This is a genomic window from Borrelia hermsii DAH (assembly GCF_023035675.1).
In the GTDB taxonomy this organism is placed as follows: domain Bacteria; phylum Spirochaetota; class Spirochaetia; order Borreliales; family Borreliaceae; genus Borrelia; species Borrelia hermsii.
In genome coordinates this window covers 1-14726 of sequence record NZ_CP073145.1, presented here as the reverse complement: position 1 = coordinate 14726, position 14726 = coordinate 1, and the positions used below count along the sequence as shown (strand labels likewise).

General features: G+C 33.6%; 16 protein-coding genes. All 16 read left to right on the top strand.

The genetic code is table 11. The features are described from left to right. Window positions 1-31 precede the first annotated feature (31 nt). The 16 genes from bhDAH_RS06895 to bhDAH_RS06820 all read left to right on the top strand — a co-directional run bounded on the left by bhDAH_RS06895 (window position 32) and on the right by bhDAH_RS06820 (window position 14602). The gene (locus bhDAH_RS06895; RefSeq protein ID WP_247098911.1) at window positions 32-1051 is read left to right on the top strand and encodes an anti-CBASS protein Acb1 family protein; all 1020 of its coding nucleotides are present in this window, start codon (window positions 32-34) and stop codon (window positions 1049-1051) included. A gap of 85 nt (window positions 1052-1136) precedes the next feature. Beyond that, window positions 1137-1448: a hypothetical protein gene (locus tag bhDAH_RS06890; RefSeq protein ID WP_236842439.1), complete on the top strand. Its 312-nt coding sequence runs from the start codon at window positions 1137-1139 to the stop codon at window positions 1446-1448. Beyond that, window positions 1423-1692 carry a hypothetical protein gene (locus bhDAH_RS06885; RefSeq protein WP_236842440.1) on the top strand — a complete coding sequence of 90 codons (270 nt, stop codon included), beginning with the start codon at window positions 1423-1425 and terminating at the stop codon, window positions 1690-1692. Before bhDAH_RS06890 ends, bhDAH_RS06885 begins: the two co-directional genes overlap by 26 nt. A gap of 1 nt (window position 1693) precedes the next feature. Then, window positions 1694-2236 (top strand): gp53 minor capsid family protein, encoded by a 543-nt coding sequence (locus bhDAH_RS06880; protein WP_062706184.1) that lies wholly within the window; start codon window positions 1694-1696, stop codon window positions 2234-2236. A gap of 18 nt (window positions 2237-2254) precedes the next feature. Further along, window positions 2255-3085, top strand: a complete 831-nt coding sequence (locus tag bhDAH_RS06875) for a hypothetical protein (RefSeq protein WP_062706187.1) — start codon at window positions 2255-2257, stop codon at window positions 3083-3085. A 41-nt stretch (window positions 3086-3126) separates the two neighbouring features. Then, complete coding sequence (locus bhDAH_RS06870; RefSeq protein ID WP_081112378.1) at window positions 3127-3492, top strand: hypothetical protein; 366 nt, start codon at window positions 3127-3129, stop codon at window positions 3490-3492. Window positions 3493-3512: 20 nt separating this feature from the next. Beyond that, window positions 3513-3896: a hypothetical protein gene (locus bhDAH_RS06865; protein WP_062706190.1), complete on the top strand. Its 384-nt coding sequence runs from the start codon at window positions 3513-3515 to the stop codon at window positions 3894-3896. Next, window positions 3893-4336: a hypothetical protein gene (locus bhDAH_RS06860; RefSeq protein WP_062706193.1), complete on the top strand. Its 444-nt coding sequence runs from the start codon at window positions 3893-3895 to the stop codon at window positions 4334-4336. The genes bhDAH_RS06865 and bhDAH_RS06860 overlap by 4 nt, the downstream gene beginning before the upstream one ends. Then, entirely contained in the window at window positions 4337-5161 is an 825-nt protein-coding gene (locus tag bhDAH_RS06855) for a hypothetical protein (RefSeq protein WP_062706196.1), read from the top strand. It abuts the gene before it with no gap. Window positions 5162-5173: 12 nt separating this feature from the next. Then, complete coding sequence (locus bhDAH_RS06850) at window positions 5174-5992, top strand: hypothetical protein (protein ID WP_064536695.1); 819 nt, start codon at window positions 5174-5176, stop codon at window positions 5990-5992. Window positions 5993-6012: 20 nt separating this feature from the next. Beyond that, window positions 6013-6504 carry a hypothetical protein gene (locus tag bhDAH_RS06845; protein ID WP_062706199.1) on the top strand — a complete coding sequence of 164 codons (492 nt, stop codon included), beginning with the start codon at window positions 6013-6015 and terminating at the stop codon, window positions 6502-6504. Between the two features lie 44 nt (window positions 6505-6548). Beyond that, window positions 6549-6746: a hypothetical protein gene (locus tag bhDAH_RS06840; protein WP_062706213.1), complete on the top strand. Its 198-nt coding sequence runs from the start codon at window positions 6549-6551 to the stop codon at window positions 6744-6746. Then, the gene (locus bhDAH_RS06835) at window positions 6743-9856 is read left to right on the top strand and encodes a tape measure protein (RefSeq protein ID WP_062706202.1); all 3114 of its coding nucleotides are present in this window, start codon (window positions 6743-6745) and stop codon (window positions 9854-9856) included. The genes bhDAH_RS06840 and bhDAH_RS06835 overlap by 4 nt, the downstream gene beginning before the upstream one ends. Window positions 9857-10078: 222 nt before the next feature. Continuing rightward, window positions 10079-10795, top strand: coding sequence for a flagellar filament capping protein FliD (gene fliD, locus bhDAH_RS06830; RefSeq protein WP_247098910.1), 717 nt, complete (start codon window positions 10079-10081; stop codon window positions 10793-10795). A 1327-nt stretch (window positions 10796-12122) separates the two neighbouring features. Beyond that, a complete protein-coding gene (locus tag bhDAH_RS06825) occupies window positions 12123-13352 on the top strand; it encodes a hypothetical protein (protein WP_062706386.1) in 1230 nt (409 codons plus the stop codon). A gap of 53 nt (window positions 13353-13405) precedes the next feature. Then, on the top strand, window positions 13406-14602 hold the full coding sequence (locus bhDAH_RS06820) for a hypothetical protein (protein WP_062706389.1): 1197 nt from the start codon (window positions 13406-13408) through the stop codon (window positions 14600-14602). The last annotated feature ends 124 nt before the right edge of the window (window positions 14603-14726 follow it).

The window sequence follows — 14726 nt, the reverse complement described above, 5'->3', positions numbered from 1 at the left end:
TGATGTAAGGAGGCTTGAGTTGTTTAATTTTTTGTTTCGTAGAAAAAATAAAGGTTGCACTAGGTCATCTCTAATGCCAGTAAGCGATGCGTTAATAGGTGATTCATTAAGACTTGCACATCAAGTAGCAGAGATATATGCAGGATTTGCAGCATCTAGGGACATTGAGCATAAAAAAGGAGACGGACTTGATAAGCTTTTTGATAATAATTTTAGGGGAGTTATCAAGAAGATGGTTTACACCGCAATTCTTTCTGGAGAGAGTGCTTTTTATATAGTAGTTCCAGATTCAGAAGACCCTAGTATACCGCTTCGTCGTGGATTTCCTTGTCTTTGTTTTAATTTCGGAGAAGTGTGTAATGGATATGATTATTCTTTTGAAAATATTCATCCAACCCGTGTTGTTAAGATGAAGTCGTCGTTTTTGAATTTTCAAGCTTTAGAGAAGAGTAGTAGGATTATGGACACTTTGCTTGATGAAACTGTGGGTTTTTTGAAAGTTAATAATTTTACTTTTTTAAAATCAGCAACCCTTCCATCAGTAAAAGATATGACCGCTTATGATCTTGCGGAACTTAAGAAGAATATGGAAGGGGTGCTAGACAGCAATCATAAGATGATGATACTTGGTAGAGAAGATGATATTGCAAATATTACGCGCTCTGTAAGTCCTATAAGGGATGCTTTTGATATTATTGTGTCTGATATAACCCTTCATTCAGGAATTCCCAAGGAAGTACTCTATCCCATTTCTCCATCTGGTGAGGGTAGTGTTGGGAATTATGACATATTTTACCTTAATATTGAGCAGATATGTAGGCTAATGGTAGCACCATTTATAAACACTGTGCTTGAAAAATTTGGACTTCAGTCTAATTGGCAATTTAAGGCGGTTAAACCTATTAGTCAAAAAGAGCAGGCAGAAGTTGATGAGAAACATGCACGTACTCTTGTCTTATATACAGAGCTTTTAGCAAAGGCTAGGGAAATGGGTGATTTGGATCTTGCTGAAAAGATCCAATCTGAGCTTGAAGAGTTCCTCAAAGTTTAAAAGGAGTAGTAAATGACTATATGAACATGTAAATGTGAAATTTTTAATTTAAAGGAGGTTTATATGAAGGGTAAAGGAGGTTTATATGAAGGGCGAACAATTACTTAATGAAATATCCTTATCAAGTGGTTCTTCTTCTGATTCTAACAATAATAAAGACCTGGTAACAATTTCTGTTGAAGAATATGATAAATTAATATCAGATTCTAAAAAGTTACCAGATATGGTCCCAAGAGAGGATTTTGAGAGAAGATTAGCTGAAGCTGAGAGCAATTTTACTAAAGCTAGAAAACAAGCTGAAAAGCAGGCTGAAGTTGATGCTTTCAAAGATTCTAAGCTTTTAACACACTTAGAGAAAGCTTGCGAGCAGTATGAGATTACCCCCCCCATTTTCTAATGCAAGTAGTATTAAGGATGCAAAATTGGCATTCTTAGATGCTATGAAGAAGAAATATAACATCAAATTTAGAGTAGATGAATCTGGAGATCTTGATTTACAGATTGAAAATATAAGTTTACTTGTACAAGAACTTACATCTTACAAACAAATGGTTAATGCTCGCAATAGGTACGTTGGGAAGATCATAAATAGTACTATATCACAAAGACATAAGGAAAAATTTATGCTTAAGGGGGTTTAATATGTCTGATTTTGATTTTACTAAAGTAGGGAAAATTTTTACTCCAGGAGTTGAGCATAAATCTGGACTTCATCAAACTGAGACTGGAATAGTTGATGTAGGATCAGATGCTATATGTCCTGGGGACCTAGTAATATCAAGTAAATCATCTCCCATGGGGGATATTTTAGTAAAAAAAGCAACATCTAATACAGTCAGTTCTTCTTCAAACAACATTCATGTTATTCGTGGATTTGCTATGAGAAAGACAAACATAGCATCGCATGAGTCAGAAAATTATTTGCCAGGTGAGCTAGTTCCTATTAGGAGAAGTGGTGAATTGGCAGTAACCCTTGATACATCTTTCTCAGATCCTAAAATTGGTCAGTACGTATTTTTTAAATCAGGGAAACTTTCTAAAGACGGAAAGGGAGGAATTCAGGTTGGTAGAATCAAGGATGTGAGTGCCGGTACTAGTGCTAGTGGTACAGGTAAGGTCGTGCTATTAGATATTCAGATTGGTCATGAATATGATTCTAGTGGTAATAGAAAATTTTCTTCATAATTTAGAGGAGTGTAGATAATGAGCAGAAGTATTTTTGTAGAGTCAAGTGGTACTTATAGTGGAGATGTTGTGCAACTTGTGAAAGAGGGTGTTGAAGATCTCATACCTTATAAGATTATAAGCAGAAGTGAGCTTAGGCAAGGATATTATGTGGCTCGTAAGTCAGTATTAGAGCATAATGTTACTGCAAGTTTTGGAGATCATAGTAATGAGATTGGAAGAAGTAGTATCTGCTTTCAAGAGATGTCATATAAGATGCATGTATTTGACACAGTACAGAGAATTTCGCTTCAGGATTTGATGTCTGGTTCTATGAGTGAGGATGAAGTTAAGGCTAATTTAGAACTTGGTCTTATGAACGATGCTTATCATTCAGTTATATTTGGAAAGCCTGATATTAAGATGGAAGGTATTGCAACACTTACGGGCAGAAGCAAAATAACAAGTACATCTTCATCATTAAATAGTGGAAGTGCTTTGCATCAAAAAGTTGTGGAGGCTAAAAGTAAATCCGAGGAGTATAAGAAAAACCTTTCTGGGTTTTACCACCTACTCTTACCTCATAAATTTTCACGTCTTTTGTTAGAGCTCTACAGTGAACCGCAATACATAACAGTAAAGGACGCGCTTCTAAAAGACCATCATATAGTAACTTTGGTGTTTAAAGGACTTGAGCATCCAATTCTTTATGAGCCAAATCCCGAAGTAATGTATCTGCCAATGCTTCCTGAAATATTCTTTAGAAGATTTGCAGGTCCTGATGGTGATTATATTCATGCATCAATGCAATCAGCAGGGGTTATTCATTTTTCTCCACAAGAAGTTGTTGAGATTACTATTTCAAGTTGAGAGTAATTTTGACCAATATTCTAAAAGAGATTTACTAATATATGAGTCAGCGTAATGATATTAATGATAGAGATACTCTAAATATATGGATAAGTTCAACTTCCATAGAGTCTTTGCGTATGATGTGCATTAGGGAAGATGGTAGTATAGATATATCATCTTCCCTTCAATCAGAGCTTTTGGAGTGTTTAAGGTATGCAAAATCGATTTTGGGTCTTTATCATATGGAAAGAGAAGCTTACAGGAATTGGTTATTCATGTTGCTTGATGTTGTGTACGGTGAAGTATTTAATTCTAGATGTTTTAAACCGGGACAACAGAAAGATTGTAAGTTTAGACACTTGCTTGAGAGTCTTGATGCTCTTTTCCCTAGGGTTGACCATCAGACTTTTTTAAGTATTGGCTAGTATCTTGAGAGGAGGTTAATTTGATTAATATAAAGAAATCGATTTTTGAAAAAATTAAAAGCTTCATTGGGTTTAGAATAAGAAAGAATTTTGATGTTTTCAAGTCCCAAATTCCAGGTCGTCTGAGTGATATAGCTAGTGTTGAATCTCAAGAATCAGATAAAGGTTTTGATATTAGTATCAAAGTAAACTCTTTGCTATCTGGGATGTTAGATTTAGGAGAAGTGTACAATCCAGATTTTCCAAAACCCAGCTTAGCAAGAATTAAGATATGGGCTTCTTATAAGGGACTCTCTGATGTTGCCGTTCCTATATGGATTAAGCTAAAGACGAGGGGTGCTAGTAAGCAGTATACAAACTGGACAAAAGACATTCAGGATAAGGCAAAGGATTTACTTAGATGAAGTTTATGCAGCAATTTTTGCACACATTTAAGAAAGATTTGAAGAATTATCTATTTTACAATAAATTTGCAACAACACAAATTTACTATAAATCTGAAATTTTCACTTGTACAACGCTTAAGCTTCCAGCGGTAGTTTTTGCATTAAAAAGCAAAGGAGAAGTTGTGCTTAAATGTAAGGATTATTCTTTTGCGGTAGGTCTTGATTTTTTAGTTTATACACACTGTAGCGACCATCCAACTCTTGGTCTTGAGGTTGCAACTTTGATAGTTAACTTTTTAGTGTCTAAATATTCCCTCCAGTCATTTACTATTGATGATTCGCAAGTTGTAGATGAAGATTCACAAGATATTAATATGATAACTGTTATAAGGAGCATTCTTGGTATCAGGATTAATGGGAGTGATTTAGGTTTATTGTGTTTGCGAAAGGAGAAATAAATGGCAGAACAAAAATTGAAAATGCCTTCTGGTGTTGTTTTAGTATCAGTTAACATTCCTAAGTTCAAGTGGTGTTTTAGTGGGTCGGACATAAAGGATACTGCTGCTCTTGAAGGGACCTTGCCAAAGGACCTAGTTGTAAAAGACCTACCTTTTTCAACCACCAAGCCTAGTAAGTGGAAATCAATCAAAGAATGTATTTTTAGAGTTAAAACTGTAAGTGCAAATTCTAAGCTTGGCACCTTGGATCTAAAAGAAGGTAGTATTTTATACTATCACGATTCAATGTATGATAATTTGAAGGAATTATTTGATAATAATGATGAAATTGAAGTATTGCTTTTTAGAACGTATTGTATTGGTTATGCATATTCAATCAGTTCAACTAAAGCTACTGAGACACTAAAGACAGTATGTGGTTCAATATCAGCTATTGGTAAGATACCAGAACAAACAGTTGAGTTTTCTGGATATTCTATTAAGGAAACTTCTGAGAATAAGGAAGAATTGCTTGAGACTTATATAGAGCATTCACACTTTGTAACCCGGGATGTTGTCAAGAAGGATAATAATGACAAGAAGTATGAGATTGGGAAGCAGACTTTACCTCGTAATTATGAATTTTTTGTAGTTTTTGTAAATCAAGGTCAAAGTGAAGACCAGAGAACTAAATTCATGATTGGAGAAGGGCAAATAGCAACATTCAGTCCAAGTCAGGATTTGTCAAATCAAAAAATTGACCAAAAATATCAAGTAACACTTTCAAAACCATTAGTTTCAATGTCTTATGACTATATTAAAGATGCTAAATTTTTTGAAATCTAAAGGAGAATATAAATGGCAGAACAAAAATTGAAAATGCCTTCTGGTGTTGTTTTAGTATCAGTTAACATTCCTAAGTTCAAGTGGTGTTTTAGTGGGTCGGACATAAAGGATACTGCTGCTCTTGAAGGGACCTTGCCAAAGGACCTAGTTGTAAAAGACCTACCTTTTTCAACCGCCAAGCCTAGTAAGTGGAAATCAATCAAAGAATGTATTTTTAGAGTTAAAACTGTAAGTGCAAATTCTAAGCTTGGCACCTTGGATCTAAAAGAAGGTAGTATTTTATACTATCACGATTCAATGTGTGAAGATTTGAAAAAATGTTTTGATAATAATGATGAAATTGAAGTATTGCTTTTTAGAACGTATTGTATTGGTTATGCATATTCAATCAGTTCAACTAAAGCTACTGAGACACTAAAGACAGTATGTGGTTCAATATCAGCTATTGGTAAGATACCAGAACAAACAGTTGAGTTTTCTGGATATTCTATTAAGGAAACTTCTGAGAATAAGGAAGAATTGCTTGAGACTTATATAGAGCATTCACACTTTGTAACCCGGGATGTTGTCAAAAAGAATGGTAATGGATATCAGATTGGAAGAAGAATATTGCCTCGTAATTATGAATTTTTTGTAGTTTTTGTAAATCAAGGTCAAAGTGAAGACCAGAGAACTAAATTCATGATTGGAGAAGGGCAAATAGCAACATTCAGTCCAAGTCAGGATTTGTCAAATCAAAAAATTGACCAAAAATATCAAGTAACACTTTCAAAACCATTAGTTTCAATGTCTTATGACTATATTAAAGATGCTAAATTTTTTGAAATCTAATTAGAGGAGGTGATAGTTTTATGGTGATTAATGTTAATTTGTCAGGGCGTATTGAGTTGCCTTATATTCCAGATTATATAAGAAAAAAAGGAAATGTGGCTCATACTGTTAATGAAAAGGATAGTGAGGAAGCATTTGTAATACTTGAGGGTGTAAATTATGGATTTATTGAAAAGATCAAGGTTCTTCAAATTGAATTACTCCAAAAATTAACCAAAAATTCTACCAAAGAAGTTGATCCTAGGGTAGCTTTAGATGTAACAAATCAACAGATGGAATTTGTAAAAAAAATTTGGAAAGATAATGTTGTAGGATTTAGAGGACTATTTGACCAGAGTGGTAATCTTGTAACTAAAGAAATAGTTGAGAAGGATGCTGTGCTTTTGCAAGATATGTTATCAAACTTGGCAGTGGAAATTTACAATGTGTCTGATACCTTAAAGGTGGAGGGTGCTTCAAAAAAGTCGAGCTTGCCCTGCACTATATTGCCAAACGAGACTATTACCCCATAGCATTGAAGTTTTCAGAGCAAATAAAAGATGAATTTTTACAAGAAATGAAAAATGAAATTAATTGGATTAAGCATAATGAGAAACCCTTAATGCACCTTATAAATCAGGCATTGCTTTCAAGAAGTGTTGGTAGCCTTCCCAATCAAGGGGGCCTTTTTGAGCAAAATTATTGGTTTGTGCTTGTTTTGAATGAACTTAATCTTTACATCAAAAAACTTGAAAATGAGAGTATAGGTAAATGACACTTGAGGAGATTATAGTTCCTTTGTCAATTGCTACTAGTAATGAGGCTAAATTAGATGCGATATCTAGTGCTCTTGCAAAGATTGCAGAACAAAAATTTGAAAGTCTAAAGGATTTGAAATCAAAATTAGAGAGTGCTGCTAAGACTGGAGCGGGCGTTAATGTTGTTTATGACGCTTTGATTTCAAATGCTGATAAGATGGGAAAGAACTTCAAAAAACTTGCAGACTCAATTGGAGGTGTTGGTGATAAAACTAAGAACATCAAGACTCTAAGGAGTACTTTGAAAGGTGTTGGTAAGGGTTTAGTTAATGTAAAAGGGTTTGCTCAAGGGGCAGCAGATGCTTTAGAGAGAATGGTATCAAGTGTGTTGCCAATAACATTAATTGTAAAAACACTTGAAAAGATAAGTTCAACTATTTCGGGAATATTTACAGGTGCTCTGGGTTCTGTGGCCTCCTTTAATGAAGAGGTTGGTGTCTTTTCTAATATGTTGGGTGATGTTGATGTTGGGAAAGTCTTAGCTGATGATATGAGGGTTTTTGGTGAGGAGACCTTGTTTACTGGTGAAGCTATAAATAATGCAGCTAAAACCATGCTCTCTTATGGGGCAACTGCTTCTGAAGTTAGTGAGCGAATGCGTATGTTTGGAGAGGCTGCAGGAGGTAGTAGCGAAGGGCTTGAGAAGTTAGCTGAAGTGTACTCTAAAGTAGAATCTAGCAATAGGATTGCATTAGAGGACCTTGAGTCCCTTCGTGATGCTGGAGTTGATATTACTGATATCTTGGCAGAAGAGGCGGGAGTAGCAGGCAAGTCTTTGTTCAAGATGGCAAGTGAGGGTAAGCTTGGATTTGAAGAATTAAGCGGCGCCTTAAAAAGGGCTACAAGTGAGGGTGGTAAATTTTATGGCAATACTGCTCGTGAAGCAAAAACTTTAGCAGATGTCCAGCTTCAAACTTCGAAAATGAGTGAAAAACTGTTTCTAGAGCTTGGGAAGGCGCTTGAACCTCTTATGATAGGTTTTGAGAAGATGAAGCAATGGCTAATTGTAGGTCTTCTGGAGCCTCTTATAAAAGTAACTTCAGCAGTAATTACTCTTTTTGATAAGTTAACAGAGCTTGTAGTTTATGTTTCTGGTAAATTTGTTGAAGGATTTAGAACCGCATTTGATCCAATTGTTAAGCTTTTTGAAAAAGTTGCAAATTTGGCAAGTAATATTTGGGACAAAATGTCTAAAATATTAGGTCTAAGCAAAGAGGATTCTTTAAAAGATCTTCTTGATGATAAAAAGACTGAGAAGGAGAGAGAGAAGAAATATGATTCAACCGCAATAAATGATTTCAATAAACAAATGATTTCAGACTATGCAGATTTGCAAAATCAGATTTTTAAAATGCAAAGAGAAGTGGCTTTAAAACCTTTGGAAGAGCAAGAAAAAGCCACCCGTCGCTTAGAATCTATAATTAATGCTAAAAATAAGGCATTTATTGCTAAGTATGGTGCAAGTTTTGACTCGCTAACCGCTGAGAATCAAAAAACACTTGCCAATGTTGAGAGAGATGTAAATAATTTTGCAAAGTCTAATTTCGGTTTTGTAAATGAACACAAGGATTTGCAAGATGAAATAGCAAGACTTAATAGAGAGATTTTGATGCTTCCATATGAAGCCCAAGAGGAAGCAATGAAAAAACTTGCTAATACTATTAATGAAAAGCAAAAAGCATTTGTTGATAAGTATTTATCAAGTTTCCGGTCTCTTAATGAATCAAATAAAAATTTGCTAACGGCACTGCAGAAGGGGGTTAATGAATTTAGTAAGACTGCTACTGACCGAAGATTTGTAGAGGCACACAAAGATTTGCAACAAAGGGTCATTTCAATGCAGTTTGAAGTCATGATGCGTCCTTTAGCCGAGAGAGAAAAGGCTAGTGCTGATATGCAAGCTGAGATTAATAAACTTTACCGTGATTTTGCAGAGTCGCATAAGGGAGAATTTGCAAAACTTAATGAATCAAATAAAAATACTTTGCTTCAAATTGCAAGTCAATCCGAAAAGGTGGCAGGAGGTTTACGTGATAATTTTGTCTCACTATTAGAAAGTCTTTCGGGTGTTGTAAATAAAGTTGTTACTGAAGATTTAGGAAAAAATGTTGTAGCAGGTATTAAGGGTGCAGATACCCTTACTCAGTCATTATTTGATGTATCAAAAGACATGATAGCAAGTATGGGCCCTTGGGGAGCAATGGCTTCAGCTACTTTAAGTTTTGCTGTGGGTATTTTCAAGGGACTTGAAGAGCAAAGAATTAAAGAGATTGAAGAGCGTCGTGACAAGGATTTAGAGGAACTAGCTAAACAAAGCGAGGTTGCACTTGTTCGTCTTGAAGAAGGTTTTGATCGTGAGATTGCAATGAGAAAAGAGAAGTTAGGAGAGCTTGATGACCAATATAGTAAAGAGATTGAATTTTTGAAGCAGGCACAAAGTAAGGGGCAAATATCTGGTGAGGAGTTTCAAAAACGGATTGCACAAGTAGAGAGTGAGTATAAAACTAAAAGACAACAAGAGAGTGAAGCAATAACTAAGGCAGAAGATTCTAAAAAGATTGAAGGGGAACGTCATCGTAAACTTGAAAATCTTGAAGGGGAGCGAATTAAGGCCCAGGCAGAAGTTGATAAAGTAAATTCATATAATTGGTACTGGAGCAAAGCTAGTGATTTAGAGCGTGCTCAAGGAGTATTAGACGAGATATTAAAGAGAATAGCAAAAGTAAAATCTGCAGGCTCTGTGCAGGAAATTAAACTTGCACGCAAAGGTGCCCGGTTTAAGACTACAAGACCAACATATATGCCTGGTGCAGGACTGATGACTAGTGAGATGGGCCAGAGCGAGCTTGTAAGAGTAACTCCAGCGCCAATTGATGAAAATTTGCGTAATCTTGAGGCAAGAATTATTGCAGAGGAAATTAATAAAATACAAAAAAGTGAAGGAAATGGTAAGGGACAAGTAATTATTAATAATTACAATTTCAATGGTGATGTTTTGGATGCCGATAAGCTTGTGCGTATGCTTAAAGCTCGGGAGCATTCAATGAGTTTTAGGATGGCTGAATAGAAAAATATTTAAACAATCGAGAAAATCAATTGACTTTTTTGAAATTATGGATATAATATTATTTGTACACAGCAAGATAATTTATTATCCTTACTGTGTTACACCCTGAATAAGGCCAGTAACTTTGGTTACTGGCCTTATTCTTTTGAAAAGAGTCAATTAGTAATTGAAGCTTGATATGTTATAATTAGTTAGAATGTAAAGAATTAATCGAGGTTAAATATGGGTGTTGCAGAAAAAGAACAAGTAAATGATGAAGAGATAGCTAAGAGTGCAGTTAGGCCTGAGAGAGTTAAGAAAGATTATCATAGTGTGACATTTGATGGTCAGATTATTAGTTATTATGTTCTTGAAGAAAAGTTTGATATTTTTCAAGATAGAATGTTGGATAATTTTCACTATTTAGATGACAAGATAAATATATTCAGGAATGATTTAAATGAGAAGATAGAAGGAATAGAGTCTAGACTTAATGAGAAGATAGAAGGAGTAGAGTCTAGACTTAATGAGAAGATAGAAGGAGTAGAGTCTAGACTTAATGAGAAGATAGAAGGAGTAGAGTCTAGACTTAATGAGAAGATAGAAGGAGTAGAGTCTAGACTTAATGAGAAGATAGAAGGAGTAGAGTCTAGACTTAATGAGAAGATAGATAAACTTGATGCTAGGGTAGATAAGCTTGATGAAAAGATAGATAGAGTAGAGTCTAGACTTAATGAGAAGATAGATAAACTTGATGCTAGGGTAGATAAGCTTGATGAAAAGATAGAGGTTGTTAAAACTGATTTAGTACAAATCAATTCTCGATTGACTTTGATTGAGAGCAGGTTAGGATTTAAGGGGCAGTTAATTTCGTCTTTGACGGTTATTGCTGCGCTTGCTGCGTCATATTTTGTAGCACAATTATTTGTGTCTTTAGGAAAATATTTAGGAATTTCTTAGTAGAGGCAGCGATTTGTATTTCGTCACAGTTTAAGTATTTCATCACGGTTTAAGTATTTCATCACAGTTTAAGTATTTCATCACAGTTTAAGTATTTCATCACAGTTTAAGTATTTCATCACAGTTTAAGTATTTCATCACAGTTTAAGTATTTCATCACAGTTTAAGTATTTCATCACAGTTTAAGTATTTCATCACAGTTTAAGTATTTCATCACAGTTTAAGTATTTCATCACAGTTTAAGTATTTCATCACAGTTTAAGTATTTCATCACAGTTTAAGTATTTCATCACAGTTTAAGTATTTCATCACAGTTTAAGTATTTCATCACAGTTTAAGTATTTCATCACAGTTTAAGTATTTCATCACAGTTTAAGTATTTCATCACAGTTTAAGTATTTCGTCACAGTTTAAGTATTTCATCACAGTTTAAGTATTTCATCACAGTTTAAGTATTTCATCACAGTTTAAGTATTTCGTCACAGTTTAAGTATTTCGTCACAGTTTAAGTATTTCATCACAGTTTAAGTATTTCATCACAGTTTAAGTATTTCATCACAGTTTAAGTATTTCATCACAGTTTAAGTATTTCATCACAGTTTAAGTATTTCATCACAGTTTAAGTATTTCATCACAGTTTAAGTATTTCATCACAGTTTAAGTATTTCGTCACAGTTTAAGTATTTCATCACAGTTTAAGTATTTCATCACAGTTTAAGTATTTCATCACAGTTTAAGTATTTCATCACAGTTTAAGTATTTCATCACAGTTTAAGTATTTCATCACAGTTTAAGTATTTCATCACAGTTTAAGTATTTCATCACAGTTTAAGTATTTCATCACAGTTTAAGTATTTCATCACAGTTTAAGTATTTCATCACAGTTTAAGTATTTCATCACAGTTTAAGTATTTCATCACAGTTTAAGTATTTCATCACAGTTTAAGTATTTCATCACAGTTTAAGTATTTCATCACAGTTTAAGTATTTCGTCACAGTTTAAGTATTTCATCACAGTTTAAGTATTTCATCACAGTTTAAGTATTTCGTCACAGTTTAAGTATTTCATCACAGTTTAAGTATTTCATCACAGTTTAAGTATTTCATCACAGTTTAAGTATTTCATCACAGTTTAAGTATTTCATCACAGTTTAAGTATTTCATCACAGTTTAAGTATTTCATCACAGTTTAAGTATTTCATCACAGTTTAAGTATTTCATCACAGTTTAAGTATTTCATCACAGTTTAAGTATTTCATCACAAGTAGTCAAGGGTATGTAAAATTGGTTAGTTGTGTGGTAATATAATTAGAATAGAGGGGCTTTGATGATAAGTAGAGACGATAAAAAAGATATTAATGTTGAGTTTAGCATTCTAGATTCTTGGAAACTTAATTTTGAATTTTTTATTCGCAACATTTGGTTGATAATGTTTGCTCTCTTTTTATTTTTCTTCAATGTGGTGCATTCTCATAGAGGATTTGCAAGTTATAATGTTGGCAGTAATGCTAAATTATATCACACGCTGTCATTTACAATAGTCATTATAATGGTACCATCTTCAATATTATTGTATTTTCTGTCCTTACTAAGGAAGCGTGTAGTGGAGGATATTGTTAAGGCTTCAGTGTTTGCGCGCTTAGAGAGAGTGGCAATATTTGTATTACTAGTGATAGGGCTTGTAACACAGTCTGTAAGTTCATGGATGAGTTTTGAGAGTTTCTTTAGTTTGATGTTTGAAGATACTATTAGGGATACTATTTTGAGCGTTAAAAAAAGTCAAAGTGAAAAAGAGGAAGCTATGCGCAGGCTACTTTCTGATAAAGAGCGGATAATTGAGGGTGAAATAGCTAGTATTGATGTTAAGATTAAGAATAACAATGATCGTATAGAATTTGCCAAGAATAAGCACTTGAATTTGGACTTTACATATAAAACTATGAAGCAAGATTACATGAGAGAAATTGAAAATGCGAGCAGAGAAAATAAGGCTTTATTTAGTCAAAGGGATGAATATTTACAATCTTTAAGGGATTTGCGTTTCAAGCTTGGTAATTTGATTGAAACAACAGCTGTAAATAATAATCGCATTAAAGCGGCTAATGTTTTAAATGGAACATCAGTTGTTATTGCTAGAGATGATTATCTGAATATAATTTTTGTTTATTCATTATTATTGTTGTCTGTTTGTCTAGATATATTTTTAGCAATGGCATTCTGTATAATACATAATGCTTATCACAAGTTTTATGAACAAAAGTTATTACACTCTGTCCCATTGCCTACAAGAAGTAAGGCTAAAAAGATACAAGGTAGTCGAATCCCTAGTTTAGAAAAGAATAAAAAACCGTTTAAAAGAGTTGATGAATCACTTGAGTTTATTGCATCTAATTTAGAAGATGATAAGCGCACTATAAAGCCTTTGAGGGAAATTAAGAAAGATACGAATTTATCTTATTATAGAATAAGGAATTATTTATCGGACTTAATGAATAGAGGTTTGGTTCTAAGAGATAAACAAAGATTGATGCTTAAAGTTGATGATGTGCTGAAGTAATAATTAATAATAGTTATCCCAATAAAGAAATAGTATAAAAGGGAGAAATTTATATGGTAAGAGTAAGTATGGTATTGTTGAGTGTGTTGATAATAAATTGTTATCAAGATACAGAAGAAAGCAAAGTTAAACCAGAGAAAATAATAATTAGCAATAAGTTAGAAGGTAAAGGAATCAAGATACCAATCGTCCCATTAGTTGTTATAGATAGAGAGATACCGATTCCTTTAGTTAATGAAATACAGGAAGGAGAAAAGCCAGGAGAGCAAGATGTAGTTGGACCTTCATCTCCCCTTCCTTCTGAAGTTAAAAGCGAAGATGTAGCTGGACTTTTATCTCCTCTTCCTGCTGAGGTTAAAAGCGAAGAAAACGCATTAACACCAGTGTTACAAAAGTGTGAACCTGTATATAAAGAATGGGTATCAAATCTGATAGGTCTTGATGAGTATGGAGAAGGATTAGATTGGGAGTGGTTGTTATCAGAAGGAGGGCCCAGCGACGTAAAAACGAAAGAAGAATCTATAAATCAATTTGACGGAATATATAAAGATGTTTTTAACTATAAACAAAACTATTATCATACACATGCTTTGTATTTTAAAAAGCTTAAGTCGCGCCCTTATCGTGCTGCTGATACTTATCCATATGTGACTTTTGCTAAGGTATTAGACGAGGAACTAATGCAACCTAATGAGATGAATGATGAATATATTTATATGGCTTTTCAATATCATCGAGATTTTATTTATGCGTTGGTATTTAGTGTGAATAAATTGAGGAGCGAATGTTCTTCGTTGCCTTGTAAGTTTGCAGTAGGCCATAAATACAATAATATTGTTATTAAATTTCTTAAGATGATAAATGATATGATGAGGGATGTTGGATCTGTTTTTGTAAAACAACTTTATAGTAATTATTACCTTCCTATAGATAGTAAGATTATACCTAGGGATTTTGTTAAGTCTAATTCAAGGAAAGAGTTTGATTCTAAAGTGACTATGGAAGAGCTTGTTGATATGAATAAACGGTTAGCTAAATATTTAACAATGTTAGAGCTAGTTAGAAATGTGATTTTTAATATTCTAGAATGTGTGGCTTTAAAGAAAAATATTAGCAGTAGCACTAAAGAAGATGTTTATTATATGTTGAATAAAATTGTAAATGATGAGCATGTTATTAGAGCGGTTAATATTGTGAAACAAAGAGGAATAGAATTGAAAGAATCATATTTGAAGATATTTGCCAAATAATGAGAGTGAGTCCTTGCTTTATATTTAATAATGTCTATAAGTAGTTGACATAATAATTTCAAAGAGATCTTAGTATTTGTATGGGTTTTTTATAAAGGGATTTATACTAATATCAACTAAACTA